Origin of the sequence: Nisaea sediminum (assembly GCF_014904705.1) — a bacterium.
Lineage (GTDB): Bacteria > Pseudomonadota > Alphaproteobacteria > Thalassobaculales > Thalassobaculaceae > Nisaea > Nisaea sediminum.
Map to the genome: position 1 here is coordinate 702,786 of NZ_JACZCQ010000001.1, position 25,419 is coordinate 728,204.

Annotated in this window: 25 protein-coding genes and 2 tRNA genes; 26 read left to right on the top strand and 1 reads right to left on the bottom strand. The window is 62.1% G+C overall.

The window, feature by feature from the left end:
- Positions 1 to 16 precede the first annotated feature (16 nt).
- The 5 genes from clpP to IG122_RS03345 all read left to right on the top strand — a co-directional run bounded on the left by clpP (position 17) and on the right by IG122_RS03345 (position 5,327).
- On the top strand, positions 17 to 658 hold the full coding sequence (gene clpP, locus IG122_RS03325) for an ATP-dependent Clp endopeptidase proteolytic subunit ClpP (protein ID WP_319024801.1): 642 nt from the start codon (positions 17 to 19) through the stop codon (positions 656 to 658).
- A 176-nt stretch (positions 659 to 834) separates the two neighbouring features.
- Positions 835 to 2,112, top strand: a complete 1,278-nt coding sequence (gene clpX, locus IG122_RS03330; RefSeq protein WP_193180359.1) for an ATP-dependent Clp protease ATP-binding subunit ClpX — start codon at positions 835 to 837, stop codon at positions 2,110 to 2,112.
- Positions 2,113 to 2,225: 113 nt separating this feature from the next.
- Positions 2,226 to 4,625, top strand: a complete 2,400-nt coding sequence (lon, locus tag IG122_RS03335; RefSeq protein ID WP_193180361.1) for an endopeptidase La — start codon at positions 2,226 to 2,228, stop codon at positions 4,623 to 4,625.
- Between the two features lie 267 nt (positions 4,626 to 4,892).
- Positions 4,893 to 5,165: an HU family DNA-binding protein gene (locus IG122_RS03340; protein WP_193180362.1), complete on the top strand. Its 273-nt coding sequence runs from the start codon at positions 4,893 to 4,895 to the stop codon at positions 5,163 to 5,165.
- Positions 5,166 to 5,251: 86 nt separating this feature from the next.
- A tRNA-Val gene (locus IG122_RS03345) sits at positions 5,252 to 5,327 on the top strand.
- 19 nt (positions 5,328 to 5,346) lie between these two features.
- On the opposite strand, the gene IG122_RS03350 is transcribed toward IG122_RS03345, so the two are convergent.
- Positions 5,347 to 5,754, bottom strand: coding sequence for a hypothetical protein (locus IG122_RS03350; RefSeq protein ID WP_193180363.1), 408 nt, complete (start codon positions 5,752 to 5,754; stop codon positions 5,347 to 5,349).
- A 239-nt stretch (positions 5,755 to 5,993) separates the two neighbouring features.
- Between IG122_RS03350 and IG122_RS03355 the strand changes: the two genes are divergently transcribed.
- From IG122_RS03355 to IG122_RS03455, 21 genes are all read left to right on the top strand, one after another.
- Positions 5,994 to 6,070, top strand: a tRNA-Asp gene (locus IG122_RS03355).
- 225 nt (positions 6,071 to 6,295) lie between these two features.
- Positions 6,296 to 6,661, top strand: coding sequence for an NADH-quinone oxidoreductase subunit A (locus IG122_RS03360; RefSeq protein WP_193180364.1), 366 nt, complete (start codon positions 6,296 to 6,298; stop codon positions 6,659 to 6,661).
- A complete protein-coding gene (locus IG122_RS03365) occupies positions 6,652 to 7,209 on the top strand; it encodes a NuoB/complex I 20 kDa subunit family protein (protein WP_193180365.1) in 558 nt (185 codons plus the stop codon). The genes IG122_RS03360 and IG122_RS03365 overlap by 10 nt, the downstream gene beginning before the upstream one ends.
- A gap of 38 nt (positions 7,210 to 7,247) precedes the next feature.
- Entirely contained in the window at positions 7,248 to 7,880 is a 633-nt protein-coding gene (locus tag IG122_RS03370; RefSeq protein ID WP_193180366.1) for an NADH-quinone oxidoreductase subunit C, read from the top strand.
- Positions 7,880 to 9,058 carry an NADH-quinone oxidoreductase subunit D gene (locus tag IG122_RS03375; protein WP_193180367.1) on the top strand — a complete coding sequence of 393 codons (1,179 nt, stop codon included), beginning with the start codon at positions 7,880 to 7,882 and terminating at the stop codon, positions 9,056 to 9,058. The genes IG122_RS03370 and IG122_RS03375 overlap by 1 nt, the downstream gene beginning before the upstream one ends.
- Positions 9,055 to 9,717, top strand: coding sequence for an NADH-quinone oxidoreductase subunit NuoE (gene nuoE, locus IG122_RS03380; RefSeq protein ID WP_193180369.1), 663 nt, complete (start codon positions 9,055 to 9,057; stop codon positions 9,715 to 9,717). Before IG122_RS03375 ends, nuoE begins: the two co-directional genes overlap by 4 nt.
- Entirely contained in the window at positions 9,717 to 11,012 is a 1,296-nt protein-coding gene (gene nuoF / locus IG122_RS03385) for an NADH-quinone oxidoreductase subunit NuoF (RefSeq protein WP_193180371.1), read from the top strand. Before nuoE ends, nuoF begins: the two co-directional genes overlap by 1 nt.
- A gap of 36 nt (positions 11,013 to 11,048) precedes the next feature.
- Positions 11,049 to 13,145, top strand: a complete 2,097-nt coding sequence (gene nuoG, locus IG122_RS03390) for an NADH-quinone oxidoreductase subunit NuoG (RefSeq protein ID WP_193180373.1) — start codon at positions 11,049 to 11,051, stop codon at positions 13,143 to 13,145.
- Positions 13,146 to 13,158: 13 nt separating this feature from the next.
- On the top strand, positions 13,159 to 14,181 hold the full coding sequence (gene nuoH, locus IG122_RS03395) for an NADH-quinone oxidoreductase subunit NuoH (RefSeq protein ID WP_193180508.1): 1,023 nt from the start codon (positions 13,159 to 13,161) through the stop codon (positions 14,179 to 14,181).
- Positions 14,182 to 14,243: 62 nt separating this feature from the next.
- The gene (nuoI, locus tag IG122_RS03400; protein ID WP_193180376.1) at positions 14,244 to 14,732 is read left to right on the top strand and encodes an NADH-quinone oxidoreductase subunit NuoI; all 489 of its coding nucleotides are present in this window, start codon (positions 14,244 to 14,246) and stop codon (positions 14,730 to 14,732) included.
- A gap of 98 nt (positions 14,733 to 14,830) precedes the next feature.
- Complete coding sequence (locus tag IG122_RS03405; protein ID WP_193180377.1) at positions 14,831 to 15,436, top strand: NADH-quinone oxidoreductase subunit J; 606 nt, start codon at positions 14,831 to 14,833, stop codon at positions 15,434 to 15,436.
- Positions 15,437 to 15,441: 5 nt separating this feature from the next.
- Complete coding sequence (gene nuoK / locus IG122_RS03410) at positions 15,442 to 15,750, top strand: NADH-quinone oxidoreductase subunit NuoK (protein ID WP_193180509.1); 309 nt, start codon at positions 15,442 to 15,444, stop codon at positions 15,748 to 15,750.
- Positions 15,751 to 15,756: 6 nt separating this feature from the next.
- Positions 15,757 to 17,688, top strand: a complete 1,932-nt coding sequence (nuoL, locus tag IG122_RS03415; RefSeq protein ID WP_193180378.1) for an NADH-quinone oxidoreductase subunit L — start codon at positions 15,757 to 15,759, stop codon at positions 17,686 to 17,688.
- A 4-nt stretch (positions 17,689 to 17,692) separates the two neighbouring features.
- Positions 17,693 to 19,204, top strand: coding sequence for an NADH-quinone oxidoreductase subunit M (locus IG122_RS03420; protein ID WP_193180379.1), 1,512 nt, complete (start codon positions 17,693 to 17,695; stop codon positions 19,202 to 19,204).
- Between the two features lie 16 nt (positions 19,205 to 19,220).
- On the top strand, positions 19,221 to 20,681 hold the full coding sequence (gene nuoN / locus IG122_RS03425; RefSeq protein WP_193180380.1) for an NADH-quinone oxidoreductase subunit NuoN: 1,461 nt from the start codon (positions 19,221 to 19,223) through the stop codon (positions 20,679 to 20,681).
- 46 nt (positions 20,682 to 20,727) lie between these two features.
- Complete coding sequence (locus IG122_RS03430) at positions 20,728 to 21,480, top strand: biotin--[acetyl-CoA-carboxylase] ligase (RefSeq protein ID WP_193180381.1); 753 nt, start codon at positions 20,728 to 20,730, stop codon at positions 21,478 to 21,480.
- A complete protein-coding gene (locus IG122_RS03435; RefSeq protein ID WP_193180383.1) occupies positions 21,480 to 22,283 on the top strand; it encodes a type III pantothenate kinase in 804 nt (267 codons plus the stop codon). The genes IG122_RS03430 and IG122_RS03435 overlap by 1 nt, the downstream gene beginning before the upstream one ends.
- On the top strand, positions 22,280 to 23,962 hold the full coding sequence (locus tag IG122_RS03440; protein ID WP_193180384.1) for a ribonuclease J: 1,683 nt from the start codon (positions 22,280 to 22,282) through the stop codon (positions 23,960 to 23,962). Before IG122_RS03435 ends, IG122_RS03440 begins: the two co-directional genes overlap by 4 nt.
- Positions 23,963 to 23,984: 22 nt before the next feature.
- Complete coding sequence (gene mce / locus IG122_RS03445; protein WP_193180386.1) at positions 23,985 to 24,389, top strand: methylmalonyl-CoA epimerase; 405 nt, start codon at positions 23,985 to 23,987, stop codon at positions 24,387 to 24,389.
- Between the two features lie 10 nt (positions 24,390 to 24,399).
- Positions 24,400 to 24,651, top strand: coding sequence for a DUF1467 family protein (locus tag IG122_RS03450; RefSeq protein ID WP_193180388.1), 252 nt, complete (start codon positions 24,400 to 24,402; stop codon positions 24,649 to 24,651).
- Positions 24,652 to 24,928: 277 nt separating this feature from the next.
- Positions 24,929 to 25,366, top strand: coding sequence for a hypothetical protein (locus IG122_RS03455; RefSeq protein ID WP_193180390.1), 438 nt, complete (start codon positions 24,929 to 24,931; stop codon positions 25,364 to 25,366).
- Positions 25,367 to 25,419: the final 53 nt, after the last annotated feature.

The following is a 25,419-nucleotide window of genomic DNA, read 5'->3' on the forward strand; positions in this document are numbered from 1 at the left end:
AAGAAGGCCGACTGAAATGCATGATCCCGCAGAGATCTATATGAACTCCTTGGTCCCCATGGTGGTCGAGCAGACCAACCGCGGGGAGCGGGCCTATGATATCTACTCCCGCCTGCTGAAGGAGCGGATCATCTTTGTGGTCGGCCCGATCAACGACGCGATCTCCAGCGTCGTCTGCGCGCAGTTGCTGTTCCTCGAAGCCGAGAATCCGACCAAGGACATCTCGATGTACATCAACTCTCCGGGCGGAGTCGTTTCGTCCGGTCTCGCGATGTACGACACGATGGAATACATCCGCCCGGATGTCTCCACCGTGTGTATCGGACAGGCCGCGTCGATGGGCTCGCTGCTGCTTACCGCCGGCGCAAAGGGCAAACGCTATTGCCTGCCGCACGCGAAAGTGATGATTCACCAGCCGTCCGGCGGTTTCCAGGGACAGGCGACGGATATCGAGATTCACGCCCGCGAAATCCTGGCGACCCGTGCGCGCCTGAACGAAATCTACGTGAAGCATACCGGCCGCAAGTTGGATGAGATTGAAACCGCGATGGAACGCGACAATTTCATGGTGCCGGAAGATGCCAAGAAGTTCGGCCTGATCGACGAAGTCGTCTACAAGCGGCCGGTCGACAGCAAAGACGAGTCCGGCAAGAGCTAAGCATTCTGGAGTGTGGATCGGTCCCCGTCGATGACGGCTGACGGGGACGTCCTGCGGTCCGCATCCGCCAGAGGAGTGCCGCGTCGCCAGTTGCTATGTGATTTTTTCGCATTGTGCCGCTTCGCCGCCTTTGGCTAACATGACCAATCAGCCGTCCCGTAACGAATGTGGGTAAGATGAGCAAATCCGGCGGAAGCACGAACGGTGGTGATTCGAAGAACACCTTGTACTGCTCGTTCTGCGGCAAGAGCCAGCACGAGGTCCGCAAACTGATTGCAGGCCCCACGGTCTTCATCTGCGACGAGTGCGTCGAGCTCTGCATGGACATCATCCGTGAAGAGCATAAGACCACGCTGGTCAAATCGCGCGACGGGGTTCCGACGCCGCGCGATATCATGGAAGTGCTGAACGACTATGTGATCGGCCAGCCGTATGCGAAGCGGATTCTCTCCGTTGCTGTGCATAACCACTACAAGCGGCTCTCGCACTCCAGCAAGAACAACGATGTCGAGCTGGCGAAATCCAACATTCTGCTTGTCGGTCCGACCGGTTGCGGCAAGACGCTGCTGGCGCAGACCCTGGCGCGGATCATCGACGTCCCCTTCACCATGGCGGATGCGACGACCCTGACCGAGGCCGGCTATGTCGGCGAGGATGTCGAGAACATCATTCTGAAGCTGCTGCAGGCCGCCGACTACAATGTCGAGCGCGCGCAGCGCGGCATCGTCTATATCGACGAGGTCGACAAGATCAGCCGCAAGTCCGACAACCCGTCGATCACCCGCGACGTCTCGGGTGAGGGGGTGCAGCAGGCACTGCTAAAGATCATGGAAGGCACGGTCGCCTCGGTTCCGCCGCAGGGCGGCCGCAAGCACCCGCAGCAGGAATTCCTGCAGGTGGACACGACCAATATCTTGTTCATCTGCGGCGGTGCGTTTGCGGGGCTCGAAAAGATCATCTCGAATCGCTCGAAAGGCTCCTCCATCGGCTTCGGCGCCGACGTGAAATCGCCGGACGATCGCCGGACCGGCGAGATTCTGCGCGAAGTCGAGCCGGAGGATCTGCTGAAATTCGGCCTGATTCCGGAATTCGTCGGCCGTCTGCCGGTCGTCGCGACGCTTGAGGATCTCGATAACGACGCTCTGGTCGATATCCTGACCAAACCGAAGAACGCGCTGGTGAAGCAGTATCAGCGGCTGTTCGAGATGGAGAACGTCAATCTCGAGTTCCGCGAGGAGGCTCTGCAGGCGATCGCCCAGAAGGCGATCGAGCGCAAGACCGGCGCTCGCGGTCTGCGTTCGATCATGGAAGGTATCCTGCTCGACCCGATGTTCGATCTGCCCGGCATGGAAGATGTCGAGGAGATCATCATCAACGGCGAGGTCGTCGAGAACGGCGCGCTGCCGATCATGGTCCATGCGGACCGGCGCGGAGATGTCGGATCGAGTGCTTGAGCCGACCAGCCTTGAACCGGGCCGAAGCTAGCGCCACTTAACTGCAAGGGCTGGCCCGGACTCTTTCCCCATCCGGTCAGCCGCTCTGAAAAGGGGAGCGAGTTGAAAGACTGATGAAAGAGACAGGCACCGCGAGCTATCCCGTCCTTCCGCTGCGCGACATCGTTGTCTTTCCGCATATGATCGTGCCGCTCTTCGTCGGCCGCGACAAATCCGTGCGCGCCCTCGAAGACGTCATGAAGGATGACAAGCAGATCCTCCTGGTGACGCAGAAGAATGCGGCCGACGACGATCCCTCGCCGGATGAAATCTACACTGTCGGCACCATCGGTACCGTGCTGCAGCTGCTCAAGCTCCCCGACGGGACCGTGAAGGTCCTGGTCGAGGGTGTGCAGCGCGCGCGCATCACCGATTTCAAGGACAACGAGGACTTCTTCGAAGCCTATGCCGAGGTCATGACCGACGCGGACAGCGACGAACCCGAGAAGGAGGCGCTTGCCCGCGCCGTGGTCTCGCAGTTCGAGCAATACATCAAGCTCAACAAAAAGATCCCGCCGGAAGTCCTGGTTTCGGTGAACCAGATCGAGGATCCGGCGAAGCTGACCGACACGATCGCCTCCCACCTGGCGCTCAAGATCGCCGAGAAGCAGGAACTGCTCGAGAGCGAGACCGTGATCGACCGGCTGGAGCGGGTCTACGGCTTCATGGAAGGCGAGATCGGCGTTCTGCAGGTCGAGAAGCGCATCCGCAACCGCGTCAAGCGGCAGATGGAGAAGACCCAGCGCGAGTACTATCTGAACGAGCAGATGAAGGCCATTCAGAAGGAACTCGGCGAGACCGACGACAGCCGCGACGAACTGGTCGAGCTTGAGGAGCGGATCCGCAAGACGAAACTCAGCAAGGAAGCGCGCGAGAAGGCCGATGCGGAACTGAAGAAGCTCCGCAACATGAGCCAGATGTCGGCGGAAGCCACGGTCGTGCGCAATTATCTCGACTGGATGCTGTCGATTCCGTGGAAGAAGCGCTCGCGGATCAAGAAAGACATCAAGCTCGCGGAATCGGTTCTCGATCGGGATCACTACGGGCTTGAGAAGGTGAAGGAACGGATCCTCGAATATCTCGCCGTGCAGCAGCGCACAGGCAAGGTGAAGGGCCCGATTCTCTGCCTCGTCGGCCCTCCGGGTGTCGGCAAGACCTCGCTCGGCAAGTCGATCGCCGAGGCTACCGGCCGCAATTTCGTCCGCATCTCGCTTGGCGGCGTGCGCGACGAGGCGGAAATCCGGGGCCACCGGCGGACCTATATCGGCTCCCTGCCAGGCAAGGTGATCCAGGGGATGAAGAAGGCGAAATCTTCAAACCCGCTGTTCCTGCTCGACGAGATCGACAAGCTGGGGAACGACTACCGGGGCGATCCGTCTTCGGCGCTTCTCGAAGTGCTGGACCCGGAGCAGAACTCGACTTTCCAGGATCACTATCTCGAGGTCGATTACGATCTTTCCGACGTCATGTTCGTCACCACGGCGAACACCCTGCGGATGCCGCAGCCGCTGCTGGACCGTATGGAGGTTCTCAGGATCTCCGGTTACACTGAGGACGAGAAGATCGAGATCTGCAAACGCCATCTGATCAGCAAGCAGGTCGAGCAGCACGGCCTGAAAAAGGGCGAATGGTCGATCACCGACCACGGATTGCGTGACCTGATCCGCTATTATACCCGCGAGGCGGGAGTGCGGAATCTGGAGCGAGAACTCGCCAACCTGGCGCGCAAGGCGGTCAAGGAGATCCTCATGGAGGGTCTCAAGAAGGTCGAGGTCACGCCGGAGAATCTCGAGAAGTTCGCGGGCGTCCGGAAGTATCGCTACGGCGAGGTCGAGGAATCCGATCTGGTCGGCGTCACCACGGGTCTCGCCTGGACCGAGGTCGGCGGCGAGCTGCTGTCCATCGAATCCGTGACCGTTCCGGGCAAGGGCAAGGTGATTTCCACCGGCAAGCTCGGCGACGTGATGCGCGAATCGATCCAGGCGGCGGAAAGCTTCGTGAAATCCCGCTCCCTGATTTACGGGATCTCGCCGAAGAGCCTCGAGAACAAGGATATCCACGTCCACGTTCCGGAAGGCGCGACGCCGAAGGACGGCCCGTCGGCGGGCGTCGGCATGGTCACCTCGATCGTGTCGGTGCTGACCGGCATTCCGGTCCGGCGCGACGTCGCGATGACCGGAGAGGTGACGCTGCGCGGTCGCGTTCTGCCGATCGGCGGCCTCAAGGAGAAGCTTCTCGCGGCGCTCCGGGGCGGTCTCAAAGTCGTGCTCATCCCGAAGGACAACGAGAAGGACCTGACGGAGATTCCGGACAATGTGAAGGAAGGTCTCGAGATCATTCCGGTGTCCTCGGTCGACGAAGTGCTGGCGACGGCGCTGACAAAGCCGCTGGTTCCGATCGATCCGGAGGACATCGTCATCGAGCCCGTCGCGAAAGCTGACGACAAAGGTGAGAAGTCGCTGACGACTCACTGATATCTATACGAAAACCGCGCTTTCGCGCTTGATTTGCCTGTTGAAACCCCGGTCATCGTGCCGGGGTTTCTCTTCTTATATTCTTATGATTTATCTTGATTTTATTCGTAAACGATTGGTTAATAGTGAGAATCCCCGCAGATCTGCGGAAATCCGCCGGTTGCGTGATTGACGCCCGCATTTCCCGCGATTTACAGTGACGCACTGATTGGGCCGAAGATTCGGCCAATTTCTGGGTGATTTTTCTTCTTATAGGGGGGCTATAACGTGAATAAGAATGAGCTCGTCGCGGCAGTTGCCGAGTCTGCGGATCTGACCAAGGCCGATGCGGCTTCGGCCGTCGACGCTGTCCTCGACTCCATTACATCCGCGCTCAAGTCTGGCGGAGAGGTTCGGCTTGTCGGTTTCGGCACTTTCAGCGTGGCATCCCGTGCCGCGAGCGAAGGCCGCAATCCCCGGACCGGCGAGAAGATCAAGATCGCCGCGTCCAAGCAGCCGAAGTTCAAGGCTGGCAAAGGCCTCAAAGACGCACTGAATTGATCGAATAGATTTCTTTTCTTTTCGCGACACGCCGTCCCTGTTAGAAGGGGCGGCGTTTTCGTCAGGGCCTGTTCCTGGCATCGGTCGGGCGCTTAGCTCAGCTGGGAGAGCATCTCGTTTACACCGAGAGGGTCGGCGGTTCGATCCCGTCAGCGCCCACCATCCCGACCCGTAAATCTCCTTAGATATGCCGTCCCTGCATGATCGCGTAGCGATACATGGCCTGCAGGTCCGCGCGGGTCTTCGGGCTGACCCGATTCTCCGATATCTCCTTCGTGTAGTCGCGGATGTCGCGCTTGGTTTCGATCGAGACCCGCGGGCTCTGCATCAACGCGTCATACATCTGCTTCGGAGTCGCCTGTGTCGGGTCCAAGGGGCCGCTTTCCGCCGGCTCCGCCTTAAGGTCGTCCACCTGCGCGTTGCGGACTTTGAGGAACTTGCGCGGCAGCAGGAGATCGGTCCAGACGAGGCCATATTCGTTCAGGATGTTGCTGATAGCATCGACTGCGTTCAGGACTTCGCCATCATTGTCGCTGGCAAGCATCGCGACCAGTTTGCTGAGTCGCTGATAATCGCGTTCGGTCATCATGGGCGGACGGTTCCACTCGGTTAGAATTCGCCTTGGCCGACAGCATACGCGCGGCCCCAAGCACGGTTGAACAAAGAATTTTCTTCCGAAATTCGGGCGTTTCAGAGGGTTGGGAGAGGGCGGTCAAAAAAAGAGTCATTTTTCCGACCCATCGCGCTTGACACTCCATAGGGCCCAAAGTACATAAGCGCCTCCTCGTCGGGGGCGCCGCCAAACAAACGGCACCGCGGCCCGGATATGGGGGTGTAGCTCAGTTGGTTAGAGCGCCGGCCTGTCACGCCGGAGGCCGCGGGTTCGAGTCCCGTCACTCCCGCCACCTACCTCTTTTTAATCCCCGTTCTTGCACCATAACGGCGCGGTCTTTGACCGGCGCCGAAAAACGCGTTGCAAGCGCCGGAATTTAAAGGCTTCTTTCGGAAATCTAGTCACGACACAGGCTTTTCTTGGCCGTCCGATGGAACTATAGTGCGCCCGTTGACAAGGTGTCGGGCGCTCCGTCGGAGTCCCCAGAAAACGCCGGGAATGAGAGAGAGCTGACGATATGAGCGATATTCTCCGGGAATATTTGCCTATCCTGATATTTCTCGTGGTCGCGATCGGCCTGTGCCTCGCGATGGTGATCGGCTCGCTGCTGGTTGTGAAGCAGCGTCCGGACTCAGAGAAGGTATCTGCCTATGAGTGCGGCTTCGAGGCCTTCAACGATTCTCGCGGCCAGTTCGATGTCCGCTTCTATCTCGTTGCCATCCTCTTCATCATCTTCGATCTCGAAGTAGCCTTCCTTTTCCCATGGGCGATCTCGCTCGGCGGAATCGGACTGTTCGGCTTCTGGTCGATGATCGTCTTCCTCGGCGTGCTGACCATCGGCTTCGTCTACGAGTGGCGCAAAGGCGCCCTGGAATGGGAGTAAGAGCCACCATGCAGACCTCGCAGGATCTCCGCCCGATTCCTCCCGGCGCCGACCAGGATGCGATCCTGAAGGCAGTCGGGGACGAGCTGAACGAAAAGGGCTTCGTGGTCGCCCAGGCTGACAAGCTGTTCAACTGGGCCCGCAGTGGCTCGCTCTGGCCGATGACCTTCGGTCTCGCCTGCTGTGCCGTCGAGATGATGCACACCGCGGCCAGCCGCTACGACATGGACCGCTTCGGAATGGTGTTCCGGCCGAGCCCGCGTCAATCCGACGTCATGATCGTTGCCGGCACGCTGACCAACAAGATGGCACCGGCGCTGCGTAAGGTTTACGACCAGATGGCCGAGCCGCGCTGGGTGCTTTCCATGGGCTCCTGCGCCAATGGCGGCGGCTACTATCACTATTCCTATTCCGTGGTCCGCGGCTGCGACCGGATCGTTCCGGTCGATGTCTACGTCCCCGGGTGCCCGCCGACGGCCGAAGCGCTTCTCTACGGGCTCCTCCAGCTGCAGAAGAAGATCAAGCGCACTTCGACCATCGCCCGCTAAGGGACGCGAGTTAACGCCAGGCAAAGGCAGACGACAGCATGGCATCACCAACTGAAACGCAGAAAGAGCTGGCGGACTATCTGAGGAACCAGCTCTCGACCGAACTGGTCGAGGCCGGCTTCGTGCTTGACGAGCTGGTGCTTCGGACCCGTCCGCAGCATATCAGCAAGGTCCTGACCTTCCTTCGCGACGATTCGCAGTGCCAGTTTCGTATTCTGGTCGATATCTGCGGCACCGACTATCCCGAACGCGAGCTGCGTTTCGACGTGGTCTACAACCTGCTCAGCGTGCAGCAGAACAACCGGATCCGCGTCAAGGTCGCGACCGACGAGCAGACGCCTGTTCCATCCGCGACGGCGGTGTTCCCATCGGCCAACTGGTTCGAGCGGGAAACCTGGGACATGTATGGCGTGTTCTTCTCCGATCACCCCGATCTGCGCCGTCTCCTGACCGATTACGGTTTCGAAGGCCATCCGCTGCGCAAGGACTTTCCGCTAACGGGACATGTCGAGGTGCGCTACGACGACGAACAGAAGCGCGTGGTCTATGAGCCGGTGAAGCTCGTGCAGGACTTCCGCAGCTTCGACTTCCTGAGCCCGTGGGAAGGCGCCCGTTCGCTGCTTCCGGGTGACGAAAAGGCCGCCGATCAGGCCGAAGAGGGAGCCTCCTGATGGCTGAAGCGCAGATCAAGCCGCTTACGCTGAATTTCGGCCCGCAGCACCCGGCCGCCCACGGCGTGTTGCGCCTTGTGCTGGAGATGGACGGCGAGATCGTCGAGCGTGCCGATCCGCATATCGGCCTGTTGCATCGCGGCACCGAGAAGCTGATCGAGTACAAGACCTACCTGCAGGCGGTGCCGTATTTCGACCGGCTCGATTATGTCGCGCCGATGTCGCAGGAACATGCCTACGCGCTCGCGGTCGAGAAGCTGCTCGGGATCGAGGTCCCGAAGCGTGCCCAGTATATCCGGGTGATGTATGCCGAGATCTCGCGGATCCTGAACCACCTTCTGAATATCACGACCTTCGCCATCGACGTTGGCGCCATGACGCCGCTTCTCTGGGGCTTCGAAGAGCGCGAAAAGCTCATGGAGTTCTACGAGCGGGCCTGCGGCGCGCGCCTGCATGCGGCCTATTTCCGGCCGGGCGGGGTCGCGATGGATCTGCCGGCCGGCATCCTAGACGACATCCTGGCCTGGACCGAGACTTTCCCGGCGCTGATGGACGATATCGAGAGCCTGCTGACCGAAAACCGGATCTTCAAGCAGCGCACCGTCGATATCGGCGTCGTTTCGGCCGAGGAAGCGCAGGCGATCGGGTTCAGCGGTCCGTGCATCCGGGCTTCGGGGCTCGCATGGGACCTGCGCAAGTCGCAGCCTTACGACGCCTATAACGAGATGGACTTCAACATCCCGATCGGCAAGACCGGCGACTGCTATGCGCGCTATCTGGTGCGCATCAAGGAGATCAGGGAAAGCTTGAAGATCATCCGGCAAGCTGCTGAAAACATGCCGGAAGGTCCGGTCAAGACCGAGGACCGCAAGGTCGCACCGCCGAGCCGCGGAGAGATGAAGCATTCGATGGAAGCGCTGATCCATCACTTCAAGCTCTATACCGAGGGCTATCATGTTCCCGCGGGCGAGACCTACACCGCGGTTGAGGCGCCGAAGGGCGAGTTCGCCGTCTTCCTGGTGTCCGACGGCACCAACAAACCTTATCGCTGCAAGATCAGGGCGCCCGGATTCTCCTTCCTGGCGGCTATGGATTTCCTGTCCAAGGGGCACATGCTGGCCGACACCGTCGCCATCATCGGCTCGCTTGACATCGTGTTCGGGGAGATTGACCGGTGAGCGGTATCGACATCGCCGAAAATCAGCCGGAGAGTTTTGCCTTCACGCCCGAGAACGAGGCGAAGGCGGAAGCGATTATCTCCAAGTATCCGGAAGGCCGGCAGGCCAGCGCGGTGATGCCGCTGCTCGATCTGGCCCAGCGTCAGCATGACAACTGGATCCCGCTCGCCGCGATCGACGTCATCTCCGAGAAGCTGAAGATGCCGAAGATGCGGGTGCTTGAGGTCGCGACCTTCTACACGATGTACAACCTGAAGCCGGTCGGGAAGTACTTCCTGCAGGCCTGCACCACGACGCCGTGCTGGCTGCGCGGTTCCGATCAGGTCATGAAATGCATCAAGGACAAGCTGGGCCTGGAGAACCACCAGACCAGCGAGGACGGCATGTTCACGCTGCTTGAGGTCGAGTGCCTTGGCGCCTGCGCCAACGCGCCGATCCTGCAGGTGAACGACGATTTCTACGAGGACGCCGATTACGAGAGCACGGCCAAGCTGCTGGATGCCCTGAAGAAGGGCGAGGTTCCGGCACCGGGCTCGCTTTCCGGACGGAACGTCTCGGAGCCGGAGGCGGGTGCGAAGACGCTGCTGTCTTACAAGGACAACGGCGCGGCCCGGACTTACGATCCGAAGATCAGTGCCGGCGAAACGGGAGAGAAGTGATGTTGAGGGACGAGGACCGCATCTTCACGAACCTCTACGGTTGGCATGACTGGGGTCTTGAGGGCGCCCGCAAGCGCGGCGACTGGAGCACCACGAAGCAGATCCTGAGCCGCAGCCCGGAAGACATTGTCGAGGACGTGAAGGCGTCCGGCCTGCGCGGCCGCGGAGGCGCAGGCTTCCCGACCGGTGTTAAGTGGTCCTTCATGCCGAAGGAAGTGAAGGACAAGCCGCATTATCTGGTGGTCAATGCGGACGAGTCCGAGCCCGGCACCTGCAAGGACCGCGAGATCATCCGCAACGACCCGCACAAGCTCGTCGAAGGGTGTCTTATCGGCGGCTATGCGATGCGGGCGAAAGCGGCCTTCATCTACATCCGCGGCGAATTCTACAACGAGGCGATGCGCCTTCAGGCGGCAATCGACCAGGCCTACGAGGCCGGTCTGATCGGCAATAACGCGTGCGGTACAGGGTACGATTTCGACGTCATCCTGCATCGCGGCGCTGGCGCCTATATCTGCGGTGAAGAAACCGCGCTGCTCGAAAGCCTGGAGGGCAAGAAGGGCCAGCCGCGCCTCAAGCCGCCGTTCCCGGCGGGTGTTGGCCTCTATGGCTGCCCGACCACGGTGAACAATGTCGAGAGCATCGCCGTCGTTCCGGAAATCCTGCGCCGCGGCGCGAGCTGGTTCGCCGATCTCGGCACGCCGAAGAATTCAGGCACCAAGCTGTTCTGCATCTCCGGCCATGTCGAGAACCCGTGCAATGTCGAGGAAGAGATGGGCATTCCGCTCAAGGAACTCCTCGAGAAGCATTGTGGCGGCGTGATCGGCGGCTGGGACAACCTGCTGGCCGTCATCCCGGGCGGATCTTCCGTGCCGATGATGCCGAAATCGGTCTGCGACGACGTGATCATGGATTTCGATACCCTGCGCGGCGTCGGCTCCGGTCTCGGCACCGCCGCGGTCATCGTCATGAACAAGCAGACGGACATCGTCCGGGCCATTGCGCGTCTCTCCTATTTCTACAAGCACGAGAGCTGCGGCCAGTGCACGCCGTGCCGCGAGGGCACCGGCTGGATGTACCGGGTCATGGACCGTCTGGTGCGCGGCGAGGCCGAGGTCGAGGAGATCGACGCCCTCTACGAGGTCACCAAACAGGTCGAGGGCCATACGATCTGCGCCCTCGGCGATGCGGCGGCCTGGCCGATCCAGGGTCTGCTCCGGCATTTCCGGCCGGAGGTCGAGCGCCGGATCGCCGCCCGCAAGGCCGGACAGCCGATCATGGAGGCCGCGGAATGATGCGCGTGACGACGAAGTGCCTCGGGGGAGAGCGCAATGCCTAAATTGACGGTCAACGGGGTCGAGGTCGAAGTACCCGCCGGCGCGTCCGTGCTCCAGGCCTGCGAGGAAGCCGGCGTCGAAGTGCCGCGCTTCTGCTATCACGAGCGTCTGTCGATTGCCGGCAACTGCCGTATGTGCCTTGTGGAGATGGAACGTTCTCCGAAGCCTGTCGCATCCTGCGCGATGCCGGCCGGCGACGGCATGGTGATCCGCACCGACACCGATCTGGTGAAGAAGGCGCGGGAAGGGGTGATGGAGTTCCTGCTCATCAACCACCCGCTCGACTGCCCGATCTGCGACCAGGGCGGCGAATGCGACCTGCAGGATCAGGCAATGGCCTTCGGTCAGAACGACAGCCGCTACGACGAGAACAAGCGCGCGGTCGAAGACAAGTATATGGGCCCGCTGGTCAAGACCATCATGACCCGCTGCATCCACTGCACCCGCTGCGTCCGCTTCTCGACCGAAGTCGCCGGTGTGACCGACATGGGACTGCTCGGCCGCGGAGAGAACGCGGAGATCACGACCTATCTCGAGAAAGCCATCGACAGCGAGATGTCGGCCAACGTCATCGACCTCTGCCCGGTCGGTGCGCTGACTTCGAAGCCCTATGCCTTCGTTGCGCGCCCCTGGGAGCTGCGCAAGACCGAGAGCATCGACGTGATGGACGCGGTCGGTTCCAACATCCGTGTCGACGCGCGCGGCTCCGAGGTCATGCGGGTGCTGCCGCGCCTGCATGAGGACGTGAACGAGGAGTGGATCTCCGACAAGACGCGTTATGCCTGCGACGGGCTGAAGCGCCAGCGTCTCGACCGTCCCTATCTGCGCAAGAACGGTAAGCTTTCTCCGGTCTCCTGGGACGAGGCTTTCGCGGCCATCGCGGCGAAGCTGAAGGGCCTGAAGGGGGCGGAGATTGCCGCTGTCGCGGGCGATACCGTCGACGTCGAGTCCATGTATGCCTTGAAAGGGCTGATGACCGCGCTCGGCTCGCCGAACCTCGACTGCCGCCAGGACGGTGCCAAGCTCGATGCGACCACACGTGCCGGCTATCTCTTCAATTCGACCATTGCCGGGATCGAGGACGCGGACGCGATTCTGATCGTCGGCGCGAACCCGCGCTGGGACGCCGCCGTGCTGAACGCGCGGATCCGCAAGCGCTGGCTCGCAGGCGGCCTGAAGGTCGGCCTGATTGGCGCGCCGGTCGAGCTGACCTACGAATACGAGCATCTCGGCGCGGGTCCGCAGACCCTGACCGAGGTTGCCGACGGGAAAAACGCCTTCGCCTCCGTGCTGAAGGACGCCAAGCGGCCGATGATCATCCTCGGCATGGGCGCGCTTGCCCGTGAGGATGGCGCCGCCGTTCTCGCGACAGCGCGCAAGATCGCGGAGAGCACCGGCATGCTGGTCGCGGCCTCGAAGGACGCGGACGGCAACGAGACCCCGGCCTGGAACGGCTTCAACGTGCTGCACACCGCGGCCGCCCGCGTCGGCGGCCTCGATCTCGGCTTCCTGCCGGGCAAGGGCGGCGCGGATGTCTCGGGCATTCTCGAGGGCGCCTCGAAAGGCAAGATCAAGGCGGTCTACCTGCTCGGGGCCGACGAGATCGACACCCAGCGGTTGGGCGACGCCTTCGTGATCTACCAAGGCCATCACGGCGACCGCGGCGCGCATCGCGCCGACGTGATCCTGCCGGGCGCGGCCTATACGGAGAAGGACGCCCTCTACGTGAATACCGAGGGCCGGGTCCAGATGGGCCTCCGCGCCAGCTTCCCGCCTGGCGAAGCCCGCGAGGACTGGGCGATCCTGAGGGCGCTGTCGGGCCATCTCGGTCAGGCGCTGCCCTATGACAGCCTCGACCAGCTCCGCGCCAAGCTGCGCAGCGAGAACGAGATCTTCACCGAGATCGACGTCGCGCCGGTCGCCGAATGGGGACCGTTCGGAACCGAAGGCGCGATGAGCGATACCGGTTTCGGCACCACGGTCGAGAATTTCTATATGACCGATCCGATCAGCCGGGCCTCCAAGACCATGGCCGAATGTACCGAGGTGTTCGTCCTGCCGAAGCAGGGCCGGACCGGGACCGAGGGGTAAGAGTCCGATGGATATGAATGCGATCCTCGACACCTACGTGATCCCGACCGCGATTATCCTGGCGCAGATCCTCGCCATCGTGGTGCCGCTGCTTGTGGCCGTCGCGTATCTGACCTATTTCGAGCGCAAGGTGATCGGCGCGATGCAGATGCGGAAGGGCCCGAATGTGGTCGGCCCGTTCGGTCTGCTGCAGCCGCTCGCGGACGGCGTGAAGCTCTTTGCCAAGGAAACCATCCTGCCGGCCGGTGCGAACAAGCTGATGTTCGCGATGGCGCCGATGCTGACCTTCATCCTGGCGATGATCGCCTGGGCGGTGATCCCGTTCGACGAGGGCATGGTGCTGGCCGACATCAATGTCGGGGTGCTTTATCTCTTCGCGATCTCCTCGCTCGGCGTTTATGGCGTGATCATGGCCGGCTGGGCCTCGAACTCGAAATACGCCTTTCTCGGTGCGCTGCGTTCCGCCGCGCAGATGGTGTCCTACGAGGTCTCCATCGGCTTCGTGATGATCACCGTGCTGCTCTGCGTCGGCTCGCTGAACCTCTCGGCGATCGTCGAGGCGCAGAAGACGGTCTGGTTCGCCATTCCGCTGCTGCCGATGTTCGTGATCTTCTTCGTCTCGGCACTGGCGGAAACCAACCGCGCGCCGTTCGACCTTCCGGAAGGCGAGTCGGAACTGGTCGCGGGTTATTTCGTCGAGTATTCCTCAATGACCTTCGCCCTGTTCTTCCTCGGCGAATACGCGAACATGATCCTGATGAGCGGGATCACCTCGATCCTGTTCCTCGGCGGCTGGCTGCCGATCTTCGACATCGCGCCGTTCAACTGGATCCCGGGGCCGATCTGGCTCGCGCTGAAGATCTGTTTCGTCCTGTTCTTCTTCCTCTGGGTCCGGGCGACCTTCCCGCGCTACCGCTACGACCAGCTGATGCGCCTCGGGTGGAAGGTCTTCCTGCCGTTCTCGCTGCTCTGGGTCGTCATCACCGCCGGCGTGCTCGTCGCCTTCGGCTGGGTGCCGGATCCGGTGCTGGGATGAGGATTGACACGATAATGACGCCGAACGCGACCCACAAACGCACGACGGAGAGAGGCTGAGCCATGAGCATGCTGCAACAGAGTGCACGCGGGCTTCTGCTGACCGAGCTGCTGTCCGGGATGTATCTGACGCTGAAGTATTTCTTCAAGCCGAAGGTCACGATCAACTATCCCTTCGAGAAGGGGCCGATCAGCAGCCGCTTCCGCGGCGAGCACGCGCTGCGCCGCTATCCGAACGGCGAGGAGCGCTGCATCGCCTGCAAGCTCTGCGAGGCCATCTGCCCGGCTCAGGCGATCACCATCGAGGCCGAACCGCGCGAGGATGGCAGCCGCCGGACCACGCGCTACGACATCGACATGACGAAATGCATCTATTGCGGCTTCTGCCAGGAAGCCTGCCCGGTCGATGCGATCGTCGAGGGACCGAACTTCGAATTCGCCACGGAAACCCGCGAGGAGCTGTTCTACAACAAGGACAAGCTGCTCGCGAACGGGGACCGCTGGGAGCGCGAGATCGCGCACAATCTGACCGTCGAAGCGCCGTATCGTTGATGGCGCTCGGGGGGCGAGGGGAACATGAAGAAAGCCGGCGAAATGGCTGAGTTGACTCAGAAATCGCCCGCCGTCACGGCGGCGGGAGGGGGGCGCCGATGATCCAGGCACTCATTTTCTATGTTTTTGCCGCGATCACCATCGCCTCCGGCGTCATGGTGGTCTCTTCCCGGAACCCGGTCCATTCGGTCCTGTTCCTGATCCTGGCCTTCTTCAATGCCGCAGGGCTCTTCGTCCTGCTCGGTGCCGAGTTCATCGCCATGATCCTTGTCGTCGTCTATGTCGGCGCGGTCGCGGTGCTCTTCCTCTTCGTCGTCATGATGCTCGACATCAACTTCGTCGAGCTGCGGCAGGGTTTCATGAAGTATCTGCCGATCGGAATGCTGATCGGCCTGGTGATCTTCGTCGAGCTGTTCTTCGTTGTGACAAGCTGGGTCATTGCGCCTGATCTGATCACTGCGGCACCGGCACCCGATGCCGCGCAGGTGAGCAACACCCATGCACTCGGCGCTCTGCTCTACACCCGCTATGTCTATCTCTTCCAGGCGGCCGGCCTGATCCTGCTGATCGCCATGATCGGCGCCATCGTGCTGACGCTGCGCAGCCGCCCGGGTGTCAAGCGCCAGCGGATTTCCGCGCAGCTCGCCCGGACCACGGAAGAGACCGTCGAAGTCGTCGAAGTCCCCCGCGGGGGAGGAGCCTGATCATGCTGGAAATCGGTCTCGCCCATTACCTGACCGTCGCCGCCGTGCTCTTCACGCTCGGCATGTTCGGGATCTTCCTCAACCGGAAGAACGTGATCATCATCCTGATGTCGATCGAGCTGATCCTGCTCTCGGTGAACATCAACCTGGTCTCGTTCTCGGTCTTCCTGAACGATCTCGTCGGCCAGGTCTTTGCGCTCTTCGTGCTGACCGTCGCCGCCGCGGAGGCGGCCATCGGCCTCGCCATCCTGGTTGTGTACTTCCGCAACCGCGGCAGCATCGCTGTCGAAGACATCAACCTGATGAAAGGGTAAGGCCGGATGTACGCCGCAATCGTCTTCCTGCCGCTGCTCGGCAGTCTCGTCGCGGGCCTCGGAAACCGGGCCATCGGCGACCGCCCGGCCCAGCTGGTCACCTGCGGAGCCATGTTCGGCTCGCTCGCCCTTTCGATCATCGCCTTTTTCGACGTCGCGCTGGGCGGCAACCCGGTCACGATCGAGCTCTTCACCTGGATCGCGTCCGGCTCCATGGAAGCGGCCTGGTCGCTCAAGTTCGATACCCTGACGGCGGTCATGCTGATCGTGGTCACCGGCGTCTCGACCATGGTGCACGTCTATTCCGTCGGCTACATGAGCCACGACCATTCGAAGCCGCGCTTCATGTCGTATCTCAGCCTCTTCACCTTCGCGATGCTGATGCTGGTGACGGCCGACAACCTGGTGCAGCTCTTCTTCGGCTGGGAGGGCGTCGGTCTCGCTTCCTATCTGCTGATCGGGTTCTGGTTCCACAAGCCGTCCGCCAACGCCGCCGCGATGAAGGCCTTCATCGTCAACCGCGTCGGCGATTTCGGCTTCGCGCTCGGCATCTTCGGCACCTACCTGCTGTTCGATACCGTCGTGCTGGACGACATCTTCGCCGCCGTGCCGGAAAAAGCCGCCGTGACCATGGAGTTCCTCGGCTACGAGTGGCATGCCATGACGGTGCTCTGCCTGCTGCTCTTCATCGGCGCCATGGGCAAGTCGGCGCAGCTCGGCCTGCACACCTGGCTCCCGGACGCGATGGAAGGTCCGACCCCGGTCTCCGCCCTCATCCATGCCGCCACCATGGTGACGGCCGGCGTATTCATGGTCGCGCGCCTGTCGCCGATGATGGAATTCTCCGAGACCGCGCTGATGGTGATCACCATCGTCGGGGCGACCACGGCCTTCTTCGCCGCGACCGTCGGCCTCTGCCAGAACGACATCAAGCGGGTGATCGCCTATTCGACCTGTAGCCAGCTCGGCTACATGTTCTTCGCCTGCGGTGTGTCGGCCTATTCCGCCGCCATCTTCCACCTGATGACGCATGCCTTCTTCAAGGCGCTGTTGTTCCTCGGCGCGGGTTCCGTGATCCACGCCATGTCGGACGAGCAGGACATGCGCAACATGGGCGGCATCTGGAAGCACATCAAACTCACCTACATCATGATGTGGATCGGCAGCTGGGCGCTGGTCGGCCTCCCGCCCTTCGCCGGGTTCTTCTCCAAGGACCTGATCATTGAGGTGGCCTATGCGAAACACACCGGGGTCGGCGATTACGCCTTCTGGCTCGGTGTCGGCGCCGCCTTCATGACCGCCTTCTACAGCTGGCGCCTGCTAATCATGACCTTCCACGGCAAGCCGCGGGCGAGCCAGGAGGTGATGAGCCACATCCACGAATCTCCGAGCGTGATGACCATTCCGCTGATGGTGCTCGCGGCCGGCGCGGTGCTCTCCGGCTGGCTCGGCTACCAGTATTTCGGCGGCGAGATGCGTGCGGAGTTCTGGGGCGCGGCGCTCTTCGTTGCCGAGGGCAACGACACGATCGAGGCGGCGCATCACGTCCCGGCCTGGGTGAAGATCATCCCGATCGTCGTCACGGTCGGCGGCATCGGGCTCGCCTACCTGATGTACATGTTCATGCCCGGCCTGCCGGCCAAACTCGCCAGCAGCTTCCGTCCGGTCTACCTGTTCCTCCTGAACAAGTGGTACTTCGACGAGCTCTACGACTTCCTCTTCGTGCGTCCGGCAATGAAGATCGGCCGCATCTTCTGGAAGAACGGCGACGGGGCGATCATCGACGGCTTCGGGCCGGACGGCGTCAGCCTGGTGACGCGCCTCGCGGCGGTCCGGGCCGGCAAGATGCAGTCGGGCTACGTCTACCACTACGCCTTCGTGATGATGATCGGCGTCGTCGCCATCATCTCCTGGTACATGCTGACGAGCGGGAACTAAGACCATGAGCGATTGGCCGCTACTCTCACTGGTTACGTTCCTGCCGCTCGCGGGCGCGCTCTTCGTGGCGCTGACCCGCGGCGAGGAGGCACAGGTCGCGCGGAACGCACGCTACGTGGCGCTCTGGACCTCGCTGATCACCTTCGTCATCTCGCTGCTGATCTGGGCCGGGTTCGATCCGACCACGGCGGACTTCCAGTTCGTCGAGAAGCGCGACTGGCTGCCCGACTGGGGCATCGGCTATCACATGGGTGTCGACGGCATCTCCATGTGGTTCGTTCTGCTCTCGACCCTGCTGACGCCGATCTGCATCCTGGCGAGCTGGGAGGCGGTGCAGAAGCGCGTGAAGGAATACATGATCGCCTTCCTCGTGCTCGAGACCCTCATGGTCGGCATGTTCTGCGCGCTCGACATCCTCGTCTTCTACATCTTCTTCGAAGGCGTGCTGATCCCGATGTTCCTGATCATCGGCGTCTGGGGCGGCGCGCGTCGGGTCTATGCGGCGTTCAAGTTCTTCCTCTACACGCTGCTCGGCTCCGTTCTGATGCTGATCGCCATCCTGGCGATGTATCTGCAGGCCGGCACGACCGACATTCCGGCGCTGATGCAGGCCGGCTTCCCGGCCGAGCTGCAGACCTGGCTCTGGCTCGCCTTCTTCGCCTCCTTCGCGGTGAAGGTACCTATGTGGCCGGTTCATACCTGGCTGCCTGACGCGCACGTCGAGGCGCCGACCGCGGGCTCGGTGATTCTGGCCGGTGTGCTCCTGAAGATGGGCGGCTACGGTTTCCTCCGTTTCTCGATCCCGATGTTCCCGGAAGCGACCGAGTTCTTCACGCCGCTGGTCTATGCGCTCAGCATCGTCGCGGTGATCTACACCTCGCTGGTCGCGCTGGTGCAGGAGGACATGAAGAAGCTGATCGCCTATTCCTCGATCGCGCATATGGGCTTCGTGACCATTGGCATGTTCACCATGACGACGCAGGGTGTCGAAGGCTCGATCTTCCAGATGCTGAGTCACGGCATTGTGTCCGGCGCGCTCTTCCTTTGCGTCGGGGTGGTCTATGACCGGATGCATACCCGCGAGATCTCGGCCTATGGCGGTCTGGTCGAACGGATGCCGCGCTACGCGCTGGTCTTCATGATCTTCACCATGGGCTCGGTCGGCCTTCCGGCGACGAGCGGTTTCGTCGGCGAGTTCCTGATCCTGATGGGCGCCTTCGAGAAGAGCACCTGGCTCGCGGCGCTCGCCGCCACCGGACTCATCCTGGGCGCGGCCTACATGCTCTATCTCTACCGTCGGATCATCTTCGGCACGCTCGACAAGGAGGCGCTGAAGAAGATGCTCGACCTCTCGCCGCGCGAGATCGCCGTCTTCGCCCCGCTCATCATTCTGGTGTTCTGGATGGGGATCTATCCCTCGACTTTCCTCGACATGATGTCGGTGTCGGTCGATCACCTGATCAGCAATTACAAGGTTGCGCTCGGCGATGCGAGCGTGGCCGTGGCCGCCCGGTAAGGCAGGAGTTAGACCCATGGATGCGATCACAACGCTTCCCGTGATGAGCCCGGCGGCCGCCGAGATCTTCCTCGCGGCCGCGGCCATGGCGCTGCTCATGTTCGGCGTCTTCAAGGGCGGCAAGGCACAGGAGGCGACCTCCTGGCTCGCGGTTGCCGTCATGGTGATCGCCGGCGGCCTGGTCGTCACTTACGGCGGGGACACGACTCCCGCCTTCTTCGGCATGTTCTCCTCCGGACCTTTCGCCCAGTTCGCCAAGATCCTGATCCTCGCGGGCTCGATCCTCGCGATCATCATGTCGCGCAGCACCTTCCGCCGCGACAGTTTCGAGCGTTTCGAATTCCCCGTGCTGATCGTGCTCTCGACCGTCGGCATGCTGATGATGGTCTCGGCCAACGACATGATCGCGCTCTATGTCGGCCTCGAGACCCAGAGCCTCGCGCTCTATGTCATCGCTTCGATCCGGCGCGACACGCTCCGCTCAACCGAAGCCGGCCTGAAGTATTTCGTGCTCGGCGCGCTCTCCTCCGGGATGTTGCTCTACGGTTCCTCGATGGTGTACGGCTTCGCCGGCACCACCGAATTCGACGCGCTGGCCCGGGTCTTTACCGGTCTCGCCGGAACCGAACCCTCCGTCGGCCTGATTGTCGGCCTGGTCTTCGTGATCTGCGGTCTCGCCTTCAAGGTTTCCGCCGTGCCGTTCCACATGTGGACGCCGGACGTCTACGAGGGCGCCCCGACCCCGGTCACCGCGCTTTTCGCCGTGGCTCCGAAGGTGGCGGCTCTGGCGCTGTTCCTCCGCGTCCTGCTCGAGCCGTTCGGTGCGCTCGTCGGCGAGTGGCAGCAAATCATCTCGCTGATCGCGGTGCTCTCCATGGCACTCGGCGCGGTCGGAGCGTTGGTTCAGACCAACATCAAGCGCCTGATGGCCTACAGCTCGATCGGCCATATGGGCTATGCGTTGGTCGGTCTCGCCGCCGCGAACGAGGCGGGCGTCGCCGGGATCCTCGTCTATCTCGCGATCTATCTCTTCATGAATGTCGGGACCTTCGCCTGCATCCTCGCGATGCGCCGGCAGGGAAGGGCGGTCGAGGGTATCAATGATCTCGCCGGGCTCTCCAAGACCCATCCGGGCATGGCGGCGATGATCCTGATCTTCATGTTCTCGATGGCGGGCATCCCGCCGCTCGCTGGCTTCTTCGGCAAGTGGTTCGTCTTCATGGCTGCGGTCGAGTCCGGGCTGATCACCCTCGCGGTGCTCGGCGTGCTCGCCAGCGTGATCGGCGCCTTCTATTACCTGCGCATCGTCAAGATCATGTATTTCGACGAGGCGGAGGAGCCGCTCGACAGTGCCGTTCCGGGCGATCTGAAGGTAATCATGACGGTGATGGCCGCCGTGACGCTGCTGTTCTTCATCGTCCCGGCGCCGCTCGTGAGCAGCGCCAAGGCCGCCGCCTCCGCTTTGTTCGCCGGCTAATCCGAACGCCTGACAGGATGCTCTGACCCCGGAAGGATCGGGTCAATTGGACCAGAACCGCCAGAGTCACGGCTTCGCCATCCACCGCTTCGACGCCGTCACCAGTACCAGCGACGAGGCGGAACGGCTTGCCCGGGATGGGGCGCCGGACCGCACGCTGGTCTGGGCACGGAGCCAGACCGCCGGACGCGGCCGGCTCGGGCGGCCCTGGTCCTCTCCGGAAGGCAATCTCTACACCACGGCAATCCTCGATCCGGAGCTGCCCCTCGGCCGTCTGCAGGAACTCTCCTTCGTCGCGTCGCTGGCCGTGCACGATGCCGTCGCCGGACTGTTGCCCGGAGCCGATCTCAAACTTAAATGGCCGAACGACGTCCTTCTCGAAGGGGCAAAGCTCTCGGGCATCCTGACGGAGACACTGCCGCGGGACGGCCGCTATGTCGCGCTGCTCGGCGTGGGGATCAATCTCGGACACGCTCCAGGTGAAACGCGCTATCCGGCGACATCGATCCGGGAGCATCTTGCGGCGCCTCCGACGGTCGAGAATTTCCTGGAGCGCTATCTGGCGGCTCTGTCCGTCCGCTACGGGGAATGGCGGCGTGACGGTTTCGAGACCATCCGGGATGCCTGGATCGTGCGGGCACGATGGATCGGCCGGCAGGTGATCGTCGAAAACGGCCCCGAACGCAAATCCGGATGCTATGAAGGGATCGATGCCGACGGAACGATGCTCCTTCGTCTCGACGACGGCCGGCAGGAGAAAATCGCGGCGGGCGATGTGCGTCTGGCGGAGGAAAGCTGATGCTTCTGACGATCGATTGCGGCAACACCAACACGGTCTTCGCCGTCTTTGCAGGAAAGGAAAAGCAGGGCTCCTGGCGGACCTCGACGAACGTCGCGCGGACCGCGGACGAATATGCGGTCTGGCTGACGCAGCTGATGGCGCTCGAGAGCATGACCCTCAGCGACGTGACGGACGTGATCATCGCGACCGTTGTCCCGGAGGTCATGTTCAATCTCGAGACGCTGTGCCGGAAATATTTCAAGATCGAGCCGATGGTGGTCGGCAGGAAAGGCGTCGACCTCGGCCTCGACATCCGGATCGACCGTCCGGAACAGGTCGGGGCTGACCGGCTAGTGAACGCCGTCGCGGCGCATGCGGTCTATGACGGTGCGCTCATCGTGATCGATTTCGGCACCGCGACGACCTTCGACGTGGTGGAACCGGACGGCGGCTATGCCGGCGGCATCATCGCGCCGGGCATCAATCTCTCGCTCGATGCGCTCTACCGGGCCGCGGCGCAATTGCCACGGATCGCGATCCGGCCGCCCGAGATGCCGGAAGAGGGGACCAACAGCCCGGTCAAGGTCATCGGGAAATCGACCGTCAGCGCCATGCATTCCGGAATATTCTGGGGCTATATCGGGCTGATCGAAGGGCTCGTCTCGCGGATCAAGCAGGAATACGGAACCGACATGACGGTTATCGGCACCGGCGGGTTGGCGGCGATCTTCGCCAATTGCACGCCCGCCATTGAACATGTGGACGAGGAGATTACATTGCGCGGCCTGCTTCTGATACACGAACGGAACAAAGCGCGATGAGCGCCAAGAAGAAGGCCGACCTGAACATAGACGAGGACGATTTCATCTTCCTGCCGCTCGGCGGGAGCGACGAGATCGGCATGAACCTCAACCTCTACCACTATGGCGGTAAGTGGCTGATGGTCGATCTCGGGATCTCCTTCGGCGACGATACCATGCCGGGGATCGACATCATCCTTCCGGACCCGGAATTCATCGAGCAGCGGCGGCATGATCTGGTCGGGCTCGTGGTCACGCACGGGCACGAGGATCATATCGGGGCGATCCCCTATCTCTGGCCCAAGCTGCGCTGCCCGATCTATGCGACGCCGTTCACCGCCACGCTGGTGCGGCGGAAGCTGGCGGACGAGGGGATCCTGGAGCAGGTCGAACTGATCGAGATCGATCTCTCGGCGAATTTCGTGATCGGTCCGTTCGAGATCGAGCTCATCACCCTGACGCACTCGATCCCGGAGCCGAATGCTCTGGTAATCCGCTGTGGCGGCGGGACGGTGATGCATTCGGGCGACTGGAAGTTCGATCCGGAACCGGTCATCGGCGAGGTCAGCGACATCAAGGCGCTCCGTGCGCTCGGCGACGAGGGCGTGCTGGCGATGATCGGGGATTCGACCAACGTCCTCGATCCCGGCCGCTCAGGCTCCGAGGCGAGCCTGACGGACTCGCTCGCCGTGCTGTTCCGGAAATACGACAAGCACCGGATCGCCATCACCTGCTTCGCCTCCAATGTCGGCCGTCTGGCGACGATCTCGGCGGCGGCAAAGGCTGCGGGACGTAACGTTGCGCTGGTCGGGCGTTCCCTCTGGAAAATGTACGAGGCGGCGCTGCAGAACGGTTACCTGCGGGACATTCCCGAATTCGTCTCGGAGAAGGATGCGGGGTTCATCCCGCGCGACAAGCTGGTGCTGATCTGCACCGGCTCGCAGGGAGAGCCGCGCGCCGCTCTTGCGCGGATCGCCGACAATGCGCACCAGGAGATCGTTCTTGAGCGCGGTGACGTCGTGATCTTCTCCTCCCGTGAGATCCCGGGCAACGAAGCGGCGATCGGCCGGATCCAGAGCAAGCTCGTCTCCCGCGGCATCGAGGTCGTGACCGAACGCGAACATCATGTCCACGTCTCGGGTCATCCGGCGCGGGAGGAGCTGGTCGAGATGTACCAGTACATCCGGCCCAAAATCGCGGTTCCGGTTCACGGTACCCCGCGGCACCTCGAGGCCCATGCGCGGCTTGCCCGTCAGTGCCAGGTTCCGGAGGCTGTCGTGCCCGGGAACGGAAGCATGATCCGACTCAAGGAAGGCGCGGCGGAGATTGTCGGCTGGGTGCCGACGGGGGCCTTCACCATGGATGGCGGCCGGCTGAGGCCGCTTGAGTCGAGCGTGTTCGGCGACCGGAAGAAGATGCTCTTCAACGGGGCCGTCTCAGTCACGGTCCTGCTTGAAGGCAAGGGCCATCTGCACGGCGATCCGGTCGTGACCTTCAACGGGATCGCGGACGAGGGCGAAATTGCCGCATTGAGCGAGACCGCGAAGGACCTCATATGGGAAGCGGTCGAGGCGCTGGGGAAGAAGGCGCGAGGCAATGACGACGAGGTCGGTGAAGCGGTGCGGCGGGCTGTCCGTCGGGTCGTGAAAGCGGAATACGGCAAGCGCCCGGTGACCACGGTGCATGTGCTGAGAGTTTGAGAACAGAGAAGGGAAGGGTGCGATGATCGGCCGTTTGAACCATGTCGCGATTGCGGTGCCGGATCTCGATGCCGCCTGTTCGACCTATCGCGGTGCGCTTGGCGCCAAGGTCAGCGCACCGGAGGACTTGCCGGAGCACGGCGTGACGGTCGTCTTTGTCGAGCTTCCGAATACCAAGATCGAACTGTTGCATCCGTTCGGTGACGCGTCGCCGATTACGGCTTTTCTCGAGAAGAATCCGTCCGGCGGCATGCATCATGTCTGCTATGAGGTCGAGGATATACTCGCTGCGCGGGACCGTTTGAAGTCGGAAGGCGCTCGGGTGCTCGGAGACGGGGAGCCGAAGATCGGCGCACACGGCAAACCGGTGTTGTTCCTGCATCCGAAGGATTTCGCAGGCACTCTCGTCGAACTCGAGCAGGCCTGAGTACCACAGCATGCAGGACCCGGTTTCCGTCGTCGTCGTCTTTCTGCTGCTCTGGTGGTGGTTCTTTCTGATGGCCTTGCCGATCGGCGTGCGCGTCCCGGACGAAGCCGAGGAGGGACATGCGGCGAGTGCGCCGCGGCGCCCGCATCTTTGGAAGAAGGCAGCTGGTGCTACCGTGGCGGCGATCCTCGGCACGCTTCTGGTCGATTATGTCATCGGGGCGGATCTGTTCTCGTTTCGCGATGCGATCAAGAACTGGTAGCGGAAGCGTCTGAACCAAAGAAAAAACGGCAAGACCCCAGGGATCTTGCCGGCGAATTTTTTTTATGATTCGACCCTGACGACAAATCGGCAGGGTTCGCTTCCTCCCTAAACTCGGGCCAAATTCGCGGCTCGGACTTGTTTTTAATTATTAGGATGCGACCATATGACATGTTGTCCGGGGCGTCATCCATTTTTTTGCAGTAAGGTTAAATGATAACGATTCTCATACGGATTTTGTTATCAAAAGTCCGCTCCGGGGCGTCGGGAGACATGAAATGAACTTTTCCAAGAAATTGAAGCTCGTAGGCATCGCCGGATTGGCGACGCTTCTGGTCTCGCTTCCCGGAATCGCTCCGGCAGCGGAGGACGATCCTGCCGGAATAAAGGTCTCCAAGCGCGACTGTCAGCGGGTGATTGCCTACCAGCCCTCGGCCGACGTCGAGTACAAGCCTGGGGTCGATGCGCGGGGTAATGCGGTCGCGGGCGCCGATCTTCCGGGCTCGGTGATCATCGAGGCGCCGAAATCAATCACCATTCCCCTGACGCTCGAGCTGGCGGAGCTGTTCGCGCTGCCCGGCGGCACCTCGGCGGAGGCCGGAATTGGCACCGTGAAATACGATATCGGTTCCGGACGCCTTGAGTACAACGGCCAGCCGCTGACCGACCCGCAGATGGCCGCCATCGCTGCGGCCTGCGCCAAGATGAAGAAATAAAAACGGAGGCGGCCCCCTGGGGCCGCCCCCCCCGCGGTCCTTTTTTTGGGGCG